The 20,250-nt window shown below is 72.6% G+C and carries 17 protein-coding genes and 2 pseudogenes; 12 read left to right on the top strand and 7 right to left on the bottom strand.

The annotated features are described in order from the left end of the window. Positions 1-21: 21 nt before the first annotated feature. Positions 22-480, bottom strand: coding sequence for a peroxiredoxin (locus AQJ30_RS09510; RefSeq protein ID WP_067231243.1), 459 nt, complete (start codon positions 478-480; stop codon positions 22-24). A 149-nt stretch (positions 481-629) separates the two neighbouring features. After that, a complete protein-coding gene (locus tag AQJ30_RS09505) occupies positions 630-1,067 on the bottom strand; it encodes a DUF3052 domain-containing protein (protein WP_067231239.1) in 438 nt (145 codons plus the stop codon). Positions 1,068-1,419: 352 nt separating this feature from the next. Here AQJ30_RS09505 and aceE point away from each other — a divergent pair, with 352 nt between their 5' ends. Together aceE and AQJ30_RS09495 are read left to right on the top strand one after the other, a co-directional pair. Further along, complete coding sequence (gene aceE / locus AQJ30_RS09500; protein ID WP_067231236.1) at positions 1,420-4,167, top strand: pyruvate dehydrogenase (acetyl-transferring), homodimeric type; 2,748 nt, start codon at positions 1,420-1,422, stop codon at positions 4,165-4,167. A gap of 143 nt (positions 4,168-4,310) precedes the next feature. Beyond that, positions 4,311-5,025: pseudogene (locus AQJ30_RS09495) on the top strand (potassium channel family protein); the annotation flags it as partial. Positions 5,026-5,150: 125 nt separating this feature from the next. Here the strand turns inward: AQJ30_RS09495 and AQJ30_RS39285 are convergent. Both AQJ30_RS39285 and AQJ30_RS09490 read right to left on the bottom strand, forming a co-directional pair. Next, entirely contained in the window at positions 5,151-5,459 is a 309-nt protein-coding gene (locus AQJ30_RS39285; RefSeq protein ID WP_079083984.1) for a small hydrophobic protein, read from the bottom strand. Positions 5,460-5,754: 295 nt separating this feature from the next. Beyond that, positions 5,755-7,374, bottom strand: a complete 1,620-nt coding sequence (locus tag AQJ30_RS09490; RefSeq protein WP_067231234.1) for an MFS transporter — start codon at positions 7,372-7,374, stop codon at positions 5,755-5,757. Positions 7,375-7,440: 66 nt separating this feature from the next. On the opposite strand from AQJ30_RS09490, the gene AQJ30_RS09485 reads away from it, so the two are divergent. The 3 genes and pseudogenes from AQJ30_RS09485 to AQJ30_RS09475 form a co-directional block, all read left to right on the top strand. Further along, positions 7,441-8,067, top strand: coding sequence for a TetR family transcriptional regulator (locus AQJ30_RS09485; RefSeq protein WP_067231231.1), 627 nt, complete (start codon positions 7,441-7,443; stop codon positions 8,065-8,067). Positions 8,068-8,156: 89 nt separating this feature from the next. Then, positions 8,157-9,392, top strand: coding sequence for an alpha/beta hydrolase (locus AQJ30_RS09480; RefSeq protein WP_067231228.1), 1,236 nt, complete (start codon positions 8,157-8,159; stop codon positions 9,390-9,392). Positions 9,393-9,449: 57 nt separating this feature from the next. Beyond that, positions 9,450-10,148 (top strand): annotated as a pseudogene (locus AQJ30_RS09475) (DUF4429 domain-containing protein); the annotation flags it as partial. Between the two features lie 58 nt (positions 10,149-10,206). Here AQJ30_RS09475 and AQJ30_RS09470 read toward each other — a convergent pair. After that, positions 10,207-11,223, bottom strand: a complete 1,017-nt coding sequence (locus AQJ30_RS09470) for an aldo/keto reductase (RefSeq protein ID WP_067231226.1) — start codon at positions 11,221-11,223, stop codon at positions 10,207-10,209. Then, positions 11,220-11,711, bottom strand: coding sequence for a MerR family transcriptional regulator (locus AQJ30_RS09465; RefSeq protein ID WP_067231223.1), 492 nt, complete (start codon positions 11,709-11,711; stop codon positions 11,220-11,222). The genes AQJ30_RS09470 and AQJ30_RS09465 overlap by 4 nt, the downstream gene beginning before the upstream one ends. Positions 11,712-11,787: 76 nt before the next feature. Here AQJ30_RS09465 and AQJ30_RS09460 point away from each other — a divergent pair, with 76 nt between their 5' ends. Next, on the top strand, positions 11,788-12,609 hold the full coding sequence (locus AQJ30_RS09460) for a serine hydrolase domain-containing protein (protein WP_067231220.1): 822 nt from the start codon (positions 11,788-11,790) through the stop codon (positions 12,607-12,609). An 88-nt stretch (positions 12,610-12,697) separates the two neighbouring features. After that, positions 12,698-14,512 (top strand): serine/threonine-protein kinase, encoded by a 1,815-nt coding sequence (locus AQJ30_RS09455; protein ID WP_067231217.1) that lies wholly within the window; start codon positions 12,698-12,700, stop codon positions 14,510-14,512. Here AQJ30_RS09455 and AQJ30_RS09450 read toward each other — a convergent pair whose 3' ends face one another. Beyond that, positions 14,513-15,172: a pirin family protein gene (locus tag AQJ30_RS09450; protein WP_067231215.1), complete on the bottom strand. Its 660-nt coding sequence runs from the start codon at positions 15,170-15,172 to the stop codon at positions 14,513-14,515. Positions 15,173-15,265: 93 nt separating this feature from the next. Here AQJ30_RS09450 and fasR point away from each other — a divergent pair, with 93 nt between their 5' ends. The 5 genes from fasR (at position 15,266) to fabF (ending at position 20,218) form a co-directional block, all read left to right on the top strand. Beyond that, entirely contained in the window at positions 15,266-16,471 is a 1,206-nt protein-coding gene (gene fasR, locus AQJ30_RS09445) for a fatty acid biosynthesis transcriptional regulator FasR (protein WP_067231212.1), read from the top strand. A gap of 89 nt (positions 16,472-16,560) precedes the next feature. Further along, on the top strand, positions 16,561-17,472 hold the full coding sequence (locus tag AQJ30_RS09440; RefSeq protein ID WP_067231209.1) for an ACP S-malonyltransferase: 912 nt from the start codon (positions 16,561-16,563) through the stop codon (positions 17,470-17,472). Positions 17,473-17,495: 23 nt separating this feature from the next. Continuing rightward, entirely contained in the window at positions 17,496-18,497 is a 1,002-nt protein-coding gene (locus AQJ30_RS09435; protein WP_067231207.1) for a ketoacyl-ACP synthase III, read from the top strand. Positions 18,498-18,609: 112 nt separating this feature from the next. Then, positions 18,610-18,858 carry an acyl carrier protein gene (locus AQJ30_RS09430; RefSeq protein ID WP_030341284.1) on the top strand — a complete coding sequence of 83 codons (249 nt, stop codon included), beginning with the start codon at positions 18,610-18,612 and terminating at the stop codon, positions 18,856-18,858. Positions 18,859-18,946: 88 nt separating this feature from the next. Beyond that, the gene (gene fabF / locus AQJ30_RS09425) at positions 18,947-20,218 is read left to right on the top strand and encodes a beta-ketoacyl-ACP synthase II (RefSeq protein WP_067231204.1); all 1,272 of its coding nucleotides are present in this window, start codon (positions 18,947-18,949) and stop codon (positions 20,216-20,218) included. Positions 20,219-20,250 lie beyond the last annotated feature (32 nt).

Raw genomic sequence — 20,250 nt, 5'->3', positions numbered from 1 at the left:
GCAGGCCCTGACGCCGAAGAATCAGAGGGTGTCGAGCGCCGTGACGTACTCGTCCAGGTCCCGGGCGTCGGGCAGGGCGTTGACGACGGTCCAGCGGACCACGCCCTCCTTGTCGATGACGAAGGTGCCGCGCACCGCGCAGCCCTTGTCCTCGGCGAAGACGCCGTAGGCGCGGGAGACCTCGCCGTGCGGCCAGAAGTCGCTCAGCAACGGGTACTCCAGGCCCTCCTGCTCTGCGAAGACGCGCAGGGTGTGGATGGAGTCGTTGGAGACGGCGAGCACCTGGGTCTCGCGGTCGGCGAACCGCGGCAGGTTGTCCCGCACCTCGCACAGCTCGCCGGTGCACACGCCGGTGAAGGCGAAGGGGTAGAAGAGCAGGACGACGTTCTTGCTGCCGTGGAAGTCGGACAGCTTCACGGTCGCGCCGTGGTTGTCCTTGAGCTCGAAGTCGGGGGCCTTGTCGCCGACCTGGATGGCCATCGTCGTGGGATCCCTTTCGTGGGCTGTCCGGGTGAGAACACGCTGGAGGACAGCCTACGGAGCGATCAGCGGGACCCCGCGACCGGACCGCCGCGACGGGACCGGGCCGGACCCGGGAGGGTCCGGCCCGGTACGCGGGGGTGGCGGGGTCACCGCTTCTTGGCGGCACCCTTCGGCGTCGCCAGCCGGCTGCCGCTCCAGTCCTTGCCGACACTGACGCTCTTGGACGCCGTCAGGCCCGCCGTCGTCGAGGCCTCCGAGATGTCGCTCGGCTCGACGTAGCCCGGACGGCCGGTCTTCGGCGTGAGGAGCAGGATCGCGCCGCCCTCTTCGATGTACGTGGTGGCATCCACCAGCGCATCCGTCAGGTCGCCGTCGTCGTCACGGAACCAGAGCACGACGGCGTCGGCCACGTCGTCGTAGTCCTCGTCCATCAGGTCGCCCTCGATGGCTTCCTCAATGGCCTCGCGGAGCTCCTGGTCGACGTCGTCGTCGTAGCCGATCTCCTGGACCACCTGCCCGGGCTGGAACCCCAGCCTGGCGGCAGGGTTCGTCCGCTCCTCCGCGTGGTCCGCGGTCGCGCTCACGGGTTGCCTCCTGATCATGTTTTGGGAATGTCTCAGCCACGCGCGTGCGCGAAGCATTGGCCGTAGTCCACACGGGCGGGGCGGATCGCGCAAGTACCCGGCGATCCGGACCGCCGAAACGGTGACGATACCGGCCGTCTCGCCCCAACTTCAGGCACCCGCCGTCCACCGAGCGTGACACACCCCACACCTTTCTGCCCTGTTTGCGTGTTTGGGAACCGCCTTCGGGTACGAGCTCCTGGTTACCCCACAGTAGAGATGCCGTTCGGCCGCCCGGAGGTACACGATGGGGGCGGTGCAGGCATACCGGAATGTGGCCCCCAGCGGTGCCCTCTGACAGGTAAGGAACAGCGTGGCTTCCGGATCCGATCGCAATCCGATCATCATTGGCGGCCTTCCGAGTCAGGTTCCTGACTTCGATCCCGAAGAGACCCAGGAGTGGCTCGACTCCCTCGACGCCGCCGTCGACGAACGCGGCCGGGAGCGGGCGCGCTACCTGATGCTCCGGCTGATCGAGCGGGCCCGCGAGAAGCGCGTGGCCGTGCCCGAGATGCGCAGCACGGACTACGTCAACACCATCCCCACCAAGAGCGAGCCGTTCTTCCCCGGCAACGAGGAGATCGAGCGCAGGATCCTCAACGCCACCCGGTGGAACGCGGCCGTGATGGTCTCGCGCGCCCAGCGCCCCGGCATCGGCGTCGGCGGCCACATCGCCACCTTCGCCTCCTCCGCCTCCCTCTACGACGTGGGCTTCAACCACTTCTTCCGGGGCAAGGACGACGGGCTCGGCGGCGACCAGGTCTTCTTCCAGGGCCACGCCTCCCCGGGCATCTACGCGCGCGCCTACCTGCTGGACCGGCTGAGCGAGCAGCACCTGGACGGGTTCCGCCAGGAGAAGTCGAAGGCGCCGTACGCGCTGTCGTCGTACCCGCACCCGCGCTCGATGCCGGACTTCTGGGAGTTCCCGACGGTGTCGATGGGCCTCGGCCCGATCGGCGCGATCTACCAGGCGCGGATGAACCGCTACCTGCACGCGCGCGAGATCGCCGACACCTCGAAGTCGCACGTGTGGGCCTTCCTCGGCGACGGCGAGATGGACGAGCCGGAGTCGCTCGGCCAGCTGTCCATCGCCGCGCGCGAGGGCCTGGACAACCTGACCTTCGTGGTCAACTGCAACCTCCAGCGCCTGGACGGCCCGGTGCGCGGCAACGGCAAGATCATCCAGGAGCTGGAGTCGGTCTTCCGGGGCGCCGGCTGGAACGTCATCAAGCTGATCTGGGACCGCACCTGGGACCCGCTGCTGGCGCAGGACCGGGACGGCATCCTGGTCAACAAGATGAACACCACGCCGGACGGGCAGTTCCAGACGTACGCGACGGAGTCCGGCGGGTACATCCGCGACCACTTCTTCGGTGACGACCACCGGCTGCGCGCCATGGTCGAGAACATGACCGACGACCAGATCCTGCACCTCGGGCGCGGCGGTCACGACCACCGGAAGATCTTCGCGGCGTTCAAGGCGGCCGTGGAGCACAAGGGCCAGCCGACGGTCATCCTGGCCAAGACGATCAAGGGCTGGACGCTGGGCCCGAACTTCGAGGGCCGCAACGCCACGCACCAGATGAAGAAGCTGACGGTCGACGACCTCAAGCGCTTCCGCGACCGGCTGCACCTGCCGATCGCCGACAAGGAGCTGGAGTCGGGCGCCCCGCCGTACTACCACCCGGGGCGCGACTCCGAGGAGATCCAGTACATGCACGACCGGCGCAGGTCACTGGGCGGCTACGTGCCCACCCGGGTCGTGCGCGCCGAGCCGCTTCCGCTGCCGGAGGACAAGACGTACGCGACCGTGAAGAAGGGCTCCGGTCAGCAGTCCATCGCGACGACCATGGCCTTCGTGCGGCTGCTGAAGGACCTCATGCGGGACAAGGAGATCGGTCGGCGGTTCGTGCTGATCGCGCCGGACGAGTACCGCACGTTCGGCATGGACTCCTTCTTCCCGAGTGCGAAGATCTACAACCCGCTCGGTCAGCAGTACGAGTCGGTGGACCGCGAGCTGCTGCTCGCCTACAAGGAGTCGCCGACCGGCCAGATGCTGCACGACGGCATCTCCGAGGCGGGCTGCACGGCGTCCCTGATCGCGGCCGGCTCGTCGTACGCCACGCACGGCGAGCCGCTGATCCCGGTCTACGTCTTCTACTCGATGTTCGGTTTCCAGCGCACCGGCGACCAGTTCTGGCAGATGGCCGACCAGTTGTCGCGCGGTTTCGTGCTGGGCGCGACCGCGGGCCGCACGACACTGACCGGCGAGGGCCTCCAGCACGCGGACGGCCACTCCCAGCTGCTGGCCTCGACGAACCCGGGCTGTGTCGCCTACGACCCGGCGTTCGGCTTCGAGATCGCCCACATCGTGCAGGACGGCCTGCGCCGGATGTACGGCGAGACGGCCGACGGCAAGCCAGGCGAGGACGTCTTCTACTACCTCACCGTCTACAACGAGCCGATCCAGCACCCGGCCGAGCCGGCGAACGTGGACGTCGAGGGCATCCTCCAGGGCATCCACCGCTTCAGTGAGGGCACCGCCGGCGAGATCCCGGCGCAGATCATGGCGTCCGGCGTGGCCGTGCCCTGGGCGGTCGAGGCGCAGCGCATCCTCGCCGAGGACTGGAACGTCCGGGCCGACGTGTGGTCGGCGACCTCCTGGAACGAGCTGCGGCGCGAGGCCGTCGAGGTCGAGCGGCACAACCTGCTGCACCCGGAGGAGGAGCAGCGGGTGCCGTACGTGACCCGCAAGCTGAGCATCGCGCAGGGCCCGTTCGTGGCGGTGTCCGACTGGACGCGCGCGGTCCCGGACCAGATCGCGCGCTGGGTGCCGGGCACCTACCAGTCGCTGGGCGCCGACGGCTTCGGCTTCGCCGACACCCGCGGGGCCGCCCGCCGGTTCTTCCACATCGACGCGCAGTCGATCGTGGTCGCGGTGCTCACGGAGCTGGCGCGGGAGGGCGCGCTGGACCGGTCCGTGCTCAAGCAGGCCATCGACCGGTACCAGCTGCTGGACGTCACCGCGGCCGACCCGGGCGCGGCGGGCGGGGACGCGTAGCCGCTCCGGGGCCGGACGGGCCGACGGGGGTGGCGGGGACCGGATCCCCGCCGTCCCCGCCGTCCCCGCCGCCCCCGCCGTCCCTGCCACCCCCGCCGCCCCCGCGCCCCCGGCGGCCGCCTCGCGGTCCCTACGATGCCCGCATGGACCGAGAGACGGCACAGGCCCGGTGGGAGCAGGCCACCCAGCGCCCGCTGTTCGTGCTGGCGGTGCTCTTCGCCGTCGCCTACGCCGTGCCGATCGTCGACACCTCGGCGGGGCACGCGCTCACCCGCGTCTGCACGGTCGTCGAGTGGGTGGTGTGGGGTGCCTTCGCGGTCGACTACCTGACCCGGCTCGGCCTCGCCCCGCGCCGGTGGGCCTTCGTCCGGTCGCACTGGACGGACCTGTGCGCCGTGGTGCTGCCCATGCTGCAGCCGTTGCGGCTGCTGCGGCTGGTGTCGACGCTGATGCTGGTGGGGCGGCGCGCCCGGATGGCCTCGCAGATCCGGCTGACCACGTACGTCGCCGGGGCCGTGGTGGGACTGCTGATGTTCGGCTCGCTGGCCGTGCTGTCGGTCGAGCGGGACGCGCCGCACGGGAACATCCGCACGCTGGGGGACGCGGTGTGGTGGTCCTTCACCACGATGACCACCGTCGGCTACGGCGACCACGCCCCGACCACCGGCCTGGGCCGTGTCCTCGCCGTGGGGCTGATGCTGTCCGGGATCGCCCTGCTCGGTGTGGTGACCGCGAACATCGCCGCCTGGTTCATCGCGCGCTTCGAGAAGGACGACGTGGAGGAGCGGCGGCAGACCGAGGCGATCGAGGCGCTGACCGAGGAGGTGCGCCGGCTGCGGGCGGAGGTCGCCGCGCTGTCCGGGCCGCTCCGGCCGCCCGTCCCGGCGTCCCCGACGGCCCCGGTGGTTCCGACGGTTCCGACGGTTCCGGCGGCTCCGGCGGTCCTCGGCCGGGAACGGGGTCTCGGCCGGGAACGGCCGGTGCTACAGCAGGCCGCCGCCCGGGCCGGCCGCGCCGGCCAGCCAGATGACGGCGAGCAGGGTGTCGATGGCACCCAGGACCACGGCGACCAGGGCCGGCACGGGGCGGGAGCCCGCCCAGGTGCGGCCCATGGCCAGCCAGCCGCAGACGATCGCGGCGGGACCGAGGACGATCCCGAGGGTGAAGAAGCCCGCGACCGCACAGACGAGCCCGATGATGCCGAGCGTCGCGCGATCCGGCCCGGACCGTGACCCCATCCGGCCACGCGTGCGGGGGTACCTGCGCGTCCCGTGCTGCCCGAAGCCCGTCATCGTCAACTCCCAGAACCAGAGGACCAGTTCACAGAAGCGGGTAACCGCACGGGCCCGGATCATGCGCCCCCGGGGCCGGGGCGTCGGCGCGCTGTCCCCCTCCGGCAGCGCGCCGCGGCCCGGTCCGCCCTGCGTTCCGTAGGGCGTGACCCACTGTGACCTGCGGCGCGCGCCGGGAGCGAGCGGCCTTGAGCGTTCTCACCCTGATGAGGGAAATTGCGGCGCCGGCCCCGTCAGTCGGGACCGGCGCCGGGCCGGGAGGCGTCAGGTGTGGCCGGCGCCCGGCCGGGAGGCGTCAGATGTGGCCGACGCCCGCGCCCGCCTCCGCGTTCACGCCGCGCTTGGTCAGCAGCGCGACGAACACGGCGACGACCGCCACCCCGGCCGCGACGAGCGAGGCGAGGCTCATGCCGGAGATGAAGGTGTCGTGGGCGACGTCGGTGATCTTCGCGGCGATCGCCTCGGGCATGTTCGGCTGGACCGGCGCGACACCGACCTGGACCGCCTCGGACGCCTGGTCGAGCTGGCCCGGCGTCAGCGGGGGCAGGCCCGCGTCCTTCCAGTTGCCCGGCAGGTCGCCGTCCACCTTGGAGGCCATCACGGCGCCCAGCACGGCGGTGCCGAGGCTGCCGCCGATCTGCATGGCCGCCTGCTGGAGGCCGCCGGCCACGCCGGACAGCTCCATCGGCGCGTTGCCGACGATGACCTCGGTGGCGCCGACCATGACCGGGGCGAGGCCCAGGCCCAGCAGGGCGAACCAGAGGGACATCAGGGCGCTGCCGGTGCCGGTGTCCAGGGTGGACATGCCGTACATGGCGACGGCGGTGCAGAGCATGCCGCCGGCCAGCGGGACGCGCGGGCCGAGTTTGGTGATCATCGCGCCGGCCAGCGGCGAGCCGACGATCATCATGCCGGTGAGCGGGAGCAGGTGCAGGCCCGCGTCGATGGGGCTCATCCCGTGGACGTTCTGGAGGTAGAACGTCACGAAGAACAGGCCGCCCATGAAGGCGATGGCCATGAGGACCATCAGCACCACGCCCGCGGACAGCGGGACGGAGCGGAACAGCTTCAGCGGGATCAGCGGCTCCTTGACCCGCGTCTCCCAGAAGGCGAAGAGGGCGAAGCCGACCAGGGACACCACGATGAACAGCCAGGTGGTGCCGTCGCCCCAGCCCCAGGTCGGCGCCTTGATCAGGGCCCACACCAGGCAGAACATCGCGCCCGACAGCAGGGCGATGCCCAGCAGGTCGAAGGAGCGCGGGGCGTTCTCGGCGCGGTGGTCGAGCAGGATCAGCACGCCGAGGACCAGCGCGAGGGCGCCGACCGGGACGTTGATGAAGAACACGGACTGCCAGCTGACGTGCTCGACGAGGACGCCGCCGAGGATCGGGCCGCCGGCGGTGGACGCGCCGATGACCATGCCCCAGATGCCGATGGCCATGTTGAGCTTCTCGGCCGGGAAGGTGGCCCGCAGCAGGCCGAGGGCGGCCGGCATGAGCAGCGCGCCGAACAGGCCCTGGAACACCCGGAAGGTGACGACGAGCGCGATGCTGTCGGACAGGCCGATCGCGCCGGACGCGGCGGCGAAGCCGACCACGCCGATCAGGAAGGTCTGGCGGTGGCCGAAGCGGTCGCCGAGCTTGCCCGCGGTGATCAGGGAGACCGCGAGGGCCAGGAAGTAGGCGTTGGTGATCCACTGGACCTCGGCGAAGGTGGCGCCCAGGTCCTTCGCGATCGCCGGGTTGGCGATGGCCACGATGGTGCCGTCGAGGGCCACCATCATGACCCCTACGGCGACGGTGATCAGCGTGAACCAGGGGTGACCGCGCAGGCCCGCGGAGGGCCCGTGGTCCGAACGGCCCGCGGGTGCCCCGTCCCCCGGCCCCTTCGCGTCGATGGTGGTCTGACTAGTCATACCGCGAGGCTAGTGACAGCCGCTGACAATTGACAAACCAATTCACAAGTCGGTTACTGACACATTATGGAAACCCTGCGTGAGCGCAAGAAGCAGCGCACCCGGGAGGCGTTGCTGCGCGCCGCGCTCGAACTGTTCACCACCCGCGGCTACGAGCGCACCACGATCGACGACGTCGCCGACGCGGTCGGCGTCTCGCAGCGCACCTTCTTCCGCTACTTCGCCGGCAAGGAGGAGGCCGCCTTCGCGGTGCAGGACCTGGTCGAGGAGCGGTTCGTGGCGGCCGTGCGGGCGCGCCCGGCCGGTGAGACGCCCCTGGAGGCGCTGCGGCACGCCCTGACGGAGGGCTGGGACAGGCTCAGCGAGGACGTCGAGGACGTCGTACCGGTCGAGCTGTACCTGCGCATGTACCGGCTGATCGAGTCGACGCCGGTGCTGCTCGCCGCCCACCTGCGCCGCTCGGCCGACACGGAGGACCGGATCGCGCGGGTGCTCGCCGAGCGGGAGGGGCTGGACGTGGACGCCGACCCGCGCCCGCGCATCGCGGTGGCCGCGTTCGGCGGGGTGATGCGGGTGACCGAGCGGCAGTGGAGCCTCGGCGAGGACTTCAGCCTGGCCGCGATCCGGGCGCTGACGACGGCGTACCTCGATCAGGTGGGGCCCGCGCTCACGGGGAACTGGCGCGCCCTCTGAGAAGGTGGGCCCCGAAAGCGTTTATCCAAACGTGATCCCTGTCACTCGGGTCTCCCGAGACCCGCCCGTTCTCCTAGTGTGTCCTCCCAGTGACTTCTTTCGACACCTCCCCGCAGCTCAACGTCTGGCGCGCCCTGCTCGCGCTGGCCGTGGTGTTCGTGATGCTGACGACCAGCGGCTGGACCGCCCTGCGCCACCACCGCACCGCCACCGCCCTGCAGACCTCGCTCAGCTCCTGGCAGCACGGCCGGCTGGCGGACCACGCCCTGCCGGACCCCGGCGCTTCCCCGGCCCGCCTGACCCGCTTCTTCGCCTCGCTGAGCGACGCCCAGCGCGCCACGCTCGCCCACCGTTACCCGCTGGCCGTCGGCAACATGAACGGCGCCCCCGTCACCCTGCGCTACCAGGCCAACCGCCGTGCGCTGGCCGAGGCGGTGCGCGCCGAGCGGGCCCGGATGCACGACAGCCGGCTCACCCCGGCCGGCCAGCACGAGGCGGGCCGGCGGATGCACCGCTTCGAGGCGATGGCCGCCCCCGGGCGGCAGATCCTCGCCTTCGACCCCGAGGGCTCCGGGCGGGCCGCCGAGGTCTTCGGCGACCTCGACCGCGCCCAGCGGATCTCCGTGGTCGTCCCGGGCGTCGACACCGACCTGCTCACCTTCCAGCGCACCTCGCGCCGCTGGTCGGCCCCGGTCGGCATGGCCGAGGCGCTGTACGCGGCCGAGCGCACGGCGAGCCCGGGCACCCGCACCGCCGTGATCGCGTGGGCGGACTACACCTCGCCCGACGGCCTCGGCATCGACTCGGCCACCGGACTGCGCGCCGAGAACGGGGCGGTGCGGCTGAACGCGCTGCTGCGGGCCCTGCCGGACACGTCGCCGACCGCACCGGCGGCACCGGTTTCGTTGTTCTGCCACAGCTACGGCTCGGTGGTGTGCGGTGTGGCCGCGCACGCGATGCCGCGCCGGGTGGCCGACATCGCCGTGGCGGGCAGCCCCGGGATGCGGGTGCAGAAGGCCGCCCAGCTGCGCACCGGCGCCCGGGTGTGGGCGATGCGGGACGCCGACGACTGGGTGCGTGACGTTCCCTACCTGGAACTGGGCGGGCTCGGGCACGGCGAGGACCCGGTGTCCCGGGCGTTCGGCGCCCGGGTGCTCGCGGCGAAGCAGGCCCGCGGCCACGGCGGCTACTTCGAGCCCGGCACCGACAGCCTGCGCAACTTCGCCCGCATCGGCGTTGGCGCGTACCCGTCGGTCGTGTGCGCGCGCGAAGACGACGCCTGTCGCACGGGTTTGTCCGCCGCCACGCCGGTCGGACGCGCGTAGAAGAGGAGGAACTGCGGCATGCGCGGGGAGGGTGCGAACGGGCGGGTCCCGCTTACGATGAGCCGCATGGGTGACGTACTGGCCGGATTCCATGCCGCCTGGGAGTTCGATTCCGACTCCGTCCTCATCCGCTACGAGCGGGGTCTGCGGGCCCCGAAGCTGTTCTCGGCGCTGCGCGAGCGGCGGGTGCCCTTCTCGGCGCTGGAGCGCGTCACGCTGGAGCAGGGCAAGCGCGGCACCGTGGTCCTGCGGGCGGTTCCCCGGCCCGGCGCCGACCCGCTGACGGAGGCCGCCGACGGGCAGCTGAAGGAGGCGTGCGACCCCTACAAGCTGGTGCTGCCCGGCGACCGCGAGCTGCTCGCGGAGTACTACGCGGACGAGCTGAAGGGGCTGCTGACCGAGTCGGGGCCGACGGACCGGTTCCTGGTCGAGGCGCCCGAGGTGCCGCTGTCGTTCAAGGCGTACGACGGCAAGGCGTCCTTCGACGGGCGCACGGTGCGCTTCCGCTGGTTCTGGACGGGCGCGTCGTCGGCGAAGTGGAAGGCCGGCGACCAGAGCTTCCCGGTGTCCGAGCTGTGCGGGGTGGAGTGGCGGTCGCCGGAGCTGTTCGAGGGGTACCTGCGGCTGCGGCGCAAGGGCGCCGACGAGCGGCCGGGTCCCGCCGATCAGGACCCGGCCGCCGTGGTGTTCGGGCTGGGCTACGGGGTGGTGCACGAGTCGCTGCCGTTCGCCGCGGCCGTGCTCGCCGCGGTGCGCGGGGCGCGCTGACCGCGTCCCCGGGCCGCTCGCCCCGGACTCCTCGCGCCCGCCCCGGCTACTCGCGCCCGGCCGAGGTGAACGACATGTCGGCGTACCGGTCGCCCGCCACCCGGCCGGCGATCGGCTCCAGCAGGGCGAGCTCCTCGTCGGTCAGGACGATCGCCGTGGCCGCCGTGTTCTCCTCCACCCGGCCGGGCTTGCGGGTGCCCGGGATCGGCACCAGCGGCAGGTCGTGCACGCGGGCCCGCTGGTGCACCCAGGCCAGGGCGATCTGGCCGGGGGTGGCGCCGTGGGCGTCGGCGACGGAGCGCAGCGGCGCCAGCAGGGCGGCGTTCGCCTCGGCGTTCGCGCCGGTGAACCGGGGCTGCCGGCGGCGGAAGTCGTCGGCGGTGAGGTCCGTGTCGGCGTTGGCGAAGGAGCCGGTGAGGAAGCCCCGGCCGAGCGGCGAGTACGGCACCACGGTCACGCCGAGCTCGCGGGCCGCCGGCACCACCTGGCGCTCGATGTCCCGGCTGAACAGGGACCACTCCGACTGGAGCGCGGCGATCGGGTGGACCGCCTGGGCCGCGCGCAGCTCGTCGGCGGTCACCTCGCTGAGGCCCAGGTGCTTCACCTTGCCCTCGCGGACCAGCTCGGCCATCACGCCGACGGTCTCCTCGATCGGCACGTTCACGTCGCGCCGGTGCATGTAGTAGAGGTCGATGACGTCGACGTCCAGGCGCTTCAGGCTCGCCTCGACGGCGTCGCGGACGTAGGGGGCGTCGTTGCGGATGACGCGCCGGGTCGGGTCGTCCGGCGGGATGCTCAGGGCGAACTTCGTCGCGATGACCAGCTCGTCGCGGTGGGCCCGGACGAACGGCGCGAGGAAGCGCTCGTTCTCGCCGGCGCCGTACGCGTCGGCCGTGTCGTACAGGGTGACGCCCAGCTCCAGGGCGCGTTCGAGGGTGGCCCGCGACTGGTCGGCGTCGGAGGGGCCGTAGCCGAAGCTCATGCCCATGCAGCCCAGGCCCTGGACGCCGACCTCGGGGCCGTCGTCGCCGAGCCGGGTGGTGGGGATCCTGGAGTCGGTCATCGGGTGGGGGTCCTCTCGGCTTCGTACGGGCGCGTGGCCCCGGAGTAGAAGGTGATCTTTCGGTCGAGCACCGCCAGCGTGTCCTGGAGCTCCGCGATGCGGGCCTGGACGTCGCGCCGGGTGGCCTCCAGCAGGGCGCGCCGGGCGCCGTAGGTGCTGTCGCCCTCGCGCACCAGCTCGGCGTACCGCACCATGTCGGCGACCGGCATGCCGGTCAGCCGCAGCTTCCCGACGAGGTCGAGCCAGTCCAGGTCGCGGTTGCTGTAGCGGCGCTGGCCGGTGTGGGAGCGGTCCACGTGGGCCATCAGGCCGATCCGCTCGTACCAGCGCAGGGTGTGGGCGGTGAGGCCGGTGAAGGCGACGACCTCGCTGATCGTGTAGCTGTCCTCCCCGTCGGGGCGGGGGTGCCGCGGGGGCGGGGCGGAGCAGACGTCCGCGGGGCGGGTGGTGTGCTCGAGGGGAACGGGCGTGGACTGCATCACCGTCATGGCCCCCACGCTAGGGCCTTGGAGTGCACTCCAAGCAAGGCAGGAGGGTGACCGTCCCGGAGGTAGGCTCGGCCGCATGTCGCTGACGAGCCTCGCGCTGATCGAGAACTGGCCGGTCCCCTCCGCCGCGGCGGGCGTCGTCCGGGCCGACGGGACCGTCCTGGGCACCCACGGCCCGGTGGCACAGCGGTTCCCGCTGGCCTCGGTGACCAAGCCGCTCGCCGCCTACGCCGCCCTCGTCGCGTACGAGGAGGGGGCGGTCGAGCTGGACGAGCCGGCCGGGCCCGCCGGGGCGACCGTACGCCACCTGCTCGCCCACACCTCCGGGCTGGCCTTCGACGAGCACCGGGTGACGGCACCGCCCGGGGAGCGGCGGCTGTACTCCAACGCCGGGTTCGAGCAGCTCGGCGACCACATCGCCAAGGCGACGGACATCCCGTTCGCCGAGTACCTGCGCCAGGCGGTGCTCGAGCCGCTGGGGATGACGGCCACCTCGCTGGAGGGCTCGCCCGCCAAGGACGGAGTGTCGACCGTGGAGGACCTGCTGCGGTTCGCCGCCGAGGTGCAGGCGCCGCGGCTGCTGGACCCGCGCACGGTGGCGCAGGCGATGACCGTGCAGTACCCGGGCACCAAGGGCGTGCTGCCGGGCTACGGCCACCAGAACCCCAACGACTGGGGGCTCGGTTTCGAGATCCGCGACAGCAAGGCGCCGCACTGGACGGGGAGTTCGTCCTCGCCGCGCACCTTCGGCCACTTCGGCCAGTCCGGCACCTTCCTGTGGATCGACCCCGACGCCCGGCTGGCCTGCGTGGCCCTGACGGACCGCGCGTTCGGGCCGTGGGCGGTCGAGGCCTGGCCGCCGTTCACCGACGCCGTGCGGGCAGAGGCCCAGGGGTAGGCCGCAGTTGGGGGTGCGGCTCGGATAACCTCCCTGTGCGTACGCACACTTGCGCGGTACGACACGCGCGGATTCTCGGGGGAGAGCGATGGCAGTCGGGGGACCGGGCGGGCAGTTCCGTCCGCTGGAGAGCGGCGATCCGGCGTCGGTGGCGAGCTACCGGCTCGCGGCGCGGCTCGGCTCGGGCGGCATGGGCACGGTGTACCTGTCGTACACGCCCGGCGGGCACCCGATCGCGCTGAAGACGATCCGCCCCGAGCTGAGCGAGGACCCGGAGTTCCGCCGGCGGTTCCGCCAGGAGGTCGAGGCGGCCAAGCGGGTGCAGGGCCTGTACACCGCCCCGGTCATCGACTACGACGTGGAGGGCACCCGGCCCTGGCTGGCCACCGCCTACGTGCCCGGCCCCTCGCTGGCCGCGGCGGTCGCCGAGCACGGCCCGCTGCCCGCCCCGTCGGTCCTGCTGCTGCTCGCCGGCATGGCCGAGGCGCTGTCGGTGATCCACGGCGCGGGCATCGTGCACCGCGACCTGAAGCCGTCCAACGTGCTGCTGGCCTCCGACGGCCCGCGGGTGATCGACTTCGGCATCGCGCGCGCCGCCGACGCCACCGCGCTGACCGGCACCGGCGTCTCCGTCGGCACGCCCGCGTTCATGTCGCCGGAGCAAGCCGCCGGCAAGGAGATCACGCCCGCCTCGGACGTGTTCGCGCTCGGCCAGGTGGCCGCCTTCGCGGGGCGCGGCCAGGGCGCCTACGGCGACGGCCCGTCGCACGCCGTGCTGTACCGGATCGTCCACGAGGAGCCGGACCTGGAGGGGCTGCCCGAGCAGCTGCGCTTCGTGCGGGAGTGCCTGGCCAAGGACCCGGCCCGGCGGCCCACCCCGGCGCGGATCGTCGAGCTGTGCCAGGAGGCCTCCCCGACGCCGCTGCGCCAGTCCGGCACCTGGCTGCCGGAGGCCATCGCCGCGGACATCACCCAGCGGGTGTCGGCCTCCGCCGCCCTGGCCGCCGCGCCGAAGCCCGCCCCGGCCGGCCCCCCGCCCACCGCGCCGCTCACCCACCTCTCCTCCGCGGCTCCCGCGTCCCCTGCGTCCCACACGCCCCCGCCGCCCGCGCACGCCGCGCCCACGGCGACCGCCGCGCACGTCCCGTCGACCCCCGTCCCGGGCTACGGACCGCCGCCGGTGCCGCACGCCCCCGCCCCCGGGTACGGGCCCCCGACCGGGCCCAGGCCGCCGTACGGCCCGCCGACCGGGCCGCAGCCGCCCTTTGGGCAGCAGCCCTGGCGCCCCACGCCCCTGCCGCCCAGGAGGAACCGGGCCGGCAAGTGGATCGGCATCGGCGTCGCCGCGGTGGCGGCCTTCGTGTGGCTCAGCAGCTGCGCCTCGGTGCTCCTCGACATCACGGGCAAGGCCGACGACGGCGACACCACGAGCTCCTCGTCCTCCTCCCCGGTCGCCGGGGACGGCACCCGGCCGCGGCCAGACCCGAAGCCGGTGACGTACCGGGGGATCAACATCCCCGAGGGCTACTACGTCCGCTTCGCCGACTCCCCGCCCAAGCCCCTCTACGACGACGTCGGCGCCGCCTACGCCGAGGGCTCCGACTTCTACTACCAGGGCGGCGACTTCGGCGGCCCGGCCACGCTGGGCAGCCCCGGCGAGAAGATCGTGCTCCTGAACAACGCCGAGGACGCGTCGCTGACGACGTGCCGGGAGGACACCCGGTACGCCAAGAGCGTCACCCTCACGCAGGTCAGCACCGGCTCGCACCTGTGCGTGCACACCACGTCCGGGCACATCGCCCTGATCACCTTCAAGGGCACCGCGCCCAAGGGCGACCCCAGCGACTACGTCTCGGTCGACCTCACGATCTGGCGCAACGCGGAGGAGCCCACCGACGGCTGATCAGGCCGACAGCTCCCACACCAGCACCTCGGCCGGGCCCTCGGACGCGGACAGCTCGCGGCCCTTCTCGTCGGTGGCCCGCACGGCGTCCCCGGGGCCCAGCTCGTGCGGGCCGAGCCGCACCGTGCCCCGCACGACGTGGACGTACAGCCGCGGCGCGTCCGGCAGCGCGGTCCGCTCCCCCGCCACCAGCCGCCGCACGTGCAGCATCGCGCCCGCCTCCGGGACGGCGTAGGGCGTGGCGTCGGCGATGCCGCGGACGACCTCGTACACCGGGTCGCCGCCCGGGTCCAGCGGGGCCAGCCACATCTGCACGAAGGTCAGCGGCCCCGCGCCGTCGTTGCGCTCGACGTGCCGCACCCCGGCGGCCGCGCTGAGCCGCTGGACGTCGCCGGGCCGCACCAGCGTCCCGTGGCCGCGTGAGTCGCGGTGGGTCAGCTCGCCCTCGACCACCCACGTGACGAGCTCGGTGTGGCTGTGCGGGTGCTCGTCGAAGCCGGCGCCGGGCGCGAGCCGCTCCTCGTTGCAGGCGATCAGGGCGCCGAAGCGGAGGTTGTCCGGGTCGTAGTGGGGGCCGAAGGAGAAGGCGTGACGGGTCTCGATCCCGGCCGCCGGGTCCCCGCCCCTGTAGCGCCCGCCGGCGCGCCGCACGTCCATCACGCACCCCACGGTAGCCGCGCGACCGGCGGGCGGAGGTGCACCGGCACACCCCGGCACCCCACGCCCGCGGACCGATGAGGCAGTCTTGTCCCCGTGCCCGAACCCGAAGCCAGCAAGCCCCCCGCCGCAGCGCACGTCGTCCACCCGCACTCCGCGACCCTGAAGCGGCTGGAGAAGTCCTCCGGGGCGCTCGCCGCGCAGGCCATCGCGCGCATGGACGAGACGCTGCCGTGGTACCGGGCGATGCCCCCGGAGAACCGTTCCTGGATCGGCCTCGTCGCGCAGGCCGGCATCGCCGCCTTCACCGAGTGGTTCCGGCACCCCGACGCCCCGCAGGCCATCTCCACCGACGTCTTCGGCACCGCCCCGCGCGAGCTGACCCGGGCCATCACGCTGCGCCAGACCGTGGAGATGGTGCGCACCACCATCGAGGTCATGGAGTCGGCGATCGACGAGGTCGCCGCGCCCGGCGACGAGTCCGTCCTGCGCGAGGCGCTGCTCGTCTACGCCCGGGAGATCGCCTTCGCCACCGCCCAGGTCTACGCCCAGGCCGCCGAGGCACGCGGTGCCTGGGACGCCCGGCTGGAGTCGCTGGTGGTGAACGCCGTGCTCAGCGGCGAGGCCGACGAGGGCGCCGTCAGCCGGGCCGCCGCCCTCGGCTGGAACGCGCCGGAGCACGTCTGCGTGGTCCTCGGCACCGCCCCGGACGGCGACTCCGAGCTGACCGTGGAGGCGATCCGGCGGGCCGCCCGGCACGCCAAGCTCCAGGTGCTCACCGGGGTGCTCGGGGCCCGGCTGGTGGTCATCGCGGGCGGCAGCGACAACCCGCTGGCGGTGGCGAAGTCGCTGATCGGGCCGTTCGCCGCCGGGCCGGTCGTCGCCGGGCCCGTGGTCCCCGACCTGCTGGCCGCGACCCGGTCCGCGCAGGCCGCCGCGGCCGGGCTCAAGGCCTGCTCGGCCTGGCAGGACGCGCCACGCCCGGTGCTGGCCGACGATCTGCTGCCGGAGCGCGCCATGGCCGGGGACCCCGGCGCCCGGCACCAGTTGGTGGAGGAGATCTACAGACCGCTGGAGGAGGCGGGCTCGGCGCTGCTGGAGACGCTGTCCGTCTATCTCGAACAGGCGAGCAGTCTGGAGGGCGCGGCGCGCATGCTGTTCGTCCATCCCAACACCGTGCGCTACCGGCTCCGACGTGTGACTGACGTCACCGGTTGGTCGCCGTCCGATGTACGCTCGGCCTTCACGTTGCGCATCGCGCTGATCCTGGGGCGCCTGGCCGACGGTGATCCTCAGACCTAGCCTTTTGTCGGGGGCCCACAAATCCCCCTGCCGTTCTTCGTCCTTGTCCCCACGGGCGGCCGTGCCCGTCCCCAAGAGAGAGTGTGAGAGTGCTCGTACTCGTCGCTCCCGGCCAGGGCGCCCAGACGCCCGGCTTCCTGACTCCCTGGCTCGAACTGCCCGGTGCCGCCGACCGCGTCGCCGCCTGGTCGGACGCCATCGGCCTGGACCTCGCCCACTACGGCACCCAGGCCGACGCGGACGAGATCCGCGACACGGCCGTGGCCCAGCCGCTGCTGGTCGCCGCCGGGATCCTGTCCGCCGCGGCACTGGGTGACATCGCGCCCGGCGCCGTCGCCGGCCACTCCGTCGGTGAGTTCACCGCCGCGTCCTTCGCGGGCGTCCTCGACGACACCGACGCGCTGGCCCTGGTCCGCAAGCGGGGCCTGGCGATGGCCGACGCGGCCGCGATCACCGCGACCGGCATGTCGGCGCTGCTCGGCGGCGACCCGGACACCTCGGTCGCCCACCTGGAGAAGCTGGGCCTGACCCCGGCGAACATCAACGGCGCGGGCCAGATCGTCGCCGCCGGCACGCTGGAGCAGCTCGCCGCGCTGGCCGAGGACAAGCCGGAGGGCGTGCGCAAGGTCGTCCCGCTGAAGGTGGCCGGCGCGTTCCACACGCACCACATGGCCCCCGCGGTCGACACGCTGGCCGCGGCCGCGAAGGCCGTCGCGCCGGGCGACCCGAAGGTCACCTACGTGTCCAACAAGGACGGCCGGGCCGTCACCGCGGGCACCGAGGTGCTGGAGCGGCTGGTCGGCCAGGTCGCCAACCCGGTCCGCTGGGACCTGTGCATGGAGACGTTCAAGGAACTGGGCGTCACCGCGCTGGTCGAGGTGTGCCCCGGCGGCACCCTGACCGGCCTCGCCAAGCGTGCCCTGCCCGGGGTGCAGACCCTGGCGCTGAAGACCCCCGACGACCTCGACACGGCCCGCGCGCTCATCGCCGAGCACGCCTGAGACGCCAAGGAGCCGATTCGAACATGGCGAAGATCAAGGCCAGCAAGGGCGCCCCGTACGCGCGCATCATCGGCGTCGGCGGCTACCGCCCGACCCGGGTCGTGCCCAACGAGGTCATCCTGGAGCGGATCGACAGCTCCGACGAATGGATCCGCTCGCGCTCGGGCATCTCGACCCGGCACTGGGCGAACGACGAGGAGACCGTCGCCGCGATGTCCGTCGAGGCGTCCGGCAAGGCCATCGCGGACGCCGGGATCAGCGCCGGGCAGATCGGCGCGGTGATCGTCTCCACCGTCTCGCACTTCAAGCAGACCCCGGCCGTGGCGACCGAGATCGCCGACAAGCTGGGCACCGGCAAGGCCGCCGCCTTCGACATCTCGGCCGGCTGCGCGGGCTTCGGCTACGGCCTGACCCTCGCCAAGGGCCTGATCGTCGAGGGCTCGGCGGAGTACGTGCTGGTCATCGGCGTGGAGCGGCTGAGCGACCTGACCGACCTGGAGGACCGCGCCACGGCCTTCCTGTTCGGTGACGGCGCGGGCGCGGTCGTGGTCGGCCCGTCCCAGGAGCCGGCGATCGGCCCGACGGTGTGGGGCTCCGAGGGCGACAAGTCGGAGACCATCAAGCAGACCGTGCCGTGGACGGACTACCGCTCGGGCACCGTCGAGAAGTTCCCCGCCATCACCCAGGAGGGCCAGGCGGTCTTCCGCTGGGCCGTGTTCGAGATGGCGAAGGTCGCCCAGCAGGCGCTGGACGCGGCCGGCGTCGACCCGGCCGACCTGGACGTCTTCATCCCGCACCAGGCCAACGAGCGGATCATCGACTCGATGGTGAAGACGCTCAAGCTGCCGGAGTCCGTCACGGTCGCCCGCGACGTGCGCACCACGGGCAACACCTCGGCCGCCTCGATCCCGCTCGCGATGGAGCGGCTCCTGGCGACCGGCGAGGCGAGGAGCGGCGACACCGCCCTCGTGATCGGTTTCGGGGCGGGTCTCGTGTACGCAGCGACGGTCGTTACTCTCCCCTAGGCACTCCGTGCCGGACCACGCGTCCGGGACGGGACAGCAACGGCCTGCCGCTGCCGCGGTCAGCGCCACCCCTGAAGAACACCCAGAAGAACACCAACGAAGGAGCGCCGACATGGCCGCCACCCAGGAAGAGATCGTCGCCGGTCTCGCCGAGATCGTGAACGAGATCGCCGGGATCCCGGTTGAGGACGTCCAGCTGGACAAGTCCTTCACCGACGACCTGGACGTCGACTCGCTGTCCATGGTCGAGGTCGTCGTCGCCGCCGAAGAGCGCTTCGACGTGAAGATCCCGGACGAGGACGTCAAGAACCTCAAGACCGTCGGCGACGCGACCGACTACATCCTCAAGCACCAGGCCTGAGCCACTGCTTGGGCCGGAGCCTTCCGGCCCGCCCCGCCACCCGGCGGTGGCGCCGCTGATCCTCGTAAACGTTGGAGAAAGAATTCCCGTGAGCCCGACCAATCACACCGTGGTCGTCACCGGTATCGGCGCAACCACACCGCTGGGTGGCGACGCAGCCTCTACCTGGGAGGGCCTGGTCGCCGGTCGTTCCGGCGTCAAGCCCCTGGAGCAGGAGTGGGCGGCCGAGCAGGCCGTCAAGATCGCGGCCCCGGTCGCCGTGGAGCCCGGCGAGGTCATCCCGCGGCCGCAGGCCCGCAAGCTGGACCGCTCGGCGCAGTTCGCGCTGATCGCGGCCCAGGAGGCCTGGAAGGACGCCGGGTTCGAGGGCCGTGCCGGTGAGGACGGCTCCGTCGACCCCGACCGGCTCGGCGCCGTCATCGCCTCCGGCATCGGCGGCGTGACCACGCTCCTCGACCAGTACGACGTGCTCAAGGAGAAGGGCGTCCGCCGCGTCTCCCCGCACACCGTGCCGATGCTGATGCCCAACAGCCCCTCCGCCAACGTGGGTCTGCTGGTGGGCGCCCGCGCGGGCGTGCACACGCCGGTCTCGGCGTGCGCGTCGGGCGCGGAGGCCATCGGCTACGCCATCGAGATGATCCGCACCGGCCGCGCCGACGTCGTCGTCGCCGGCGGTACGGAGGCGGCCATCCACCCGCTGCCGATCGCCGCGTTCGGCAACATGATGGCGATGTCCAAGAACAACGACGACCCGCAGGGCGCCTCGCGCCCCTACGATGTCGCCCGCGACGGCTTCGTCCTCGGCGAGGGCGCCGGCGTGGTCGTCCTGGAGTCCGCCGAGCACGCCGCCAAGCGCGGTGCGCGGGTGTACGCCGAGGCGGTCGGGCAGGGCATCTCCGCCGACGCGCACGACATCGTGCAGCCGGAGCCGGAGGGGCGGGGCATCTCGCACGCCCTGCAGAACCTGCTGGACCGCACCGACCTGGACCCCGCCGAGGTGGTCCACGTCAACGCGCACGCGACGTCGACGCCGGCCGGTGACATCGCCGAGCTGAAGGCGCTGCGCAAGGTGTTCGGCGACGACACGGACCACATCGCGGTCTCCGCGACCAAGTCCATGACCGGGCACCTGCTCGGCGGCGCCGGCGGCGTGGAGACGGTCGCGACCGTGCTCGCGCTGTACCACCGGGTGGCCCCGCCGACCATCAACGTGGAGAACATCGACCCCGAGGCCGAGGCCAGCGCGGACATCGTGCGCGGCGAGGCGCGGAAGCTGCCCGTGGAGGGCCGCATCGCCGCGCTGAACGACTCGTTCGGCTTCGGCGGGCACAACGTGGTGCTGGCGTTCCGTACGGTCTGACAGTCCCGTGAGCATGCTCGGAGGGCCCCCAC

Source organism: Streptomyces longwoodensis, from assembly GCF_001514125.1.
GTDB classification, from domain to species: domain Bacteria; phylum Actinomycetota; class Actinomycetes; order Streptomycetales; family Streptomycetaceae; genus Streptomyces; species Streptomyces longwoodensis.
Note: the sequence above shows the minus strand (reverse complement) of the source record. Positions and strands in the feature narration are given on the sequence as shown.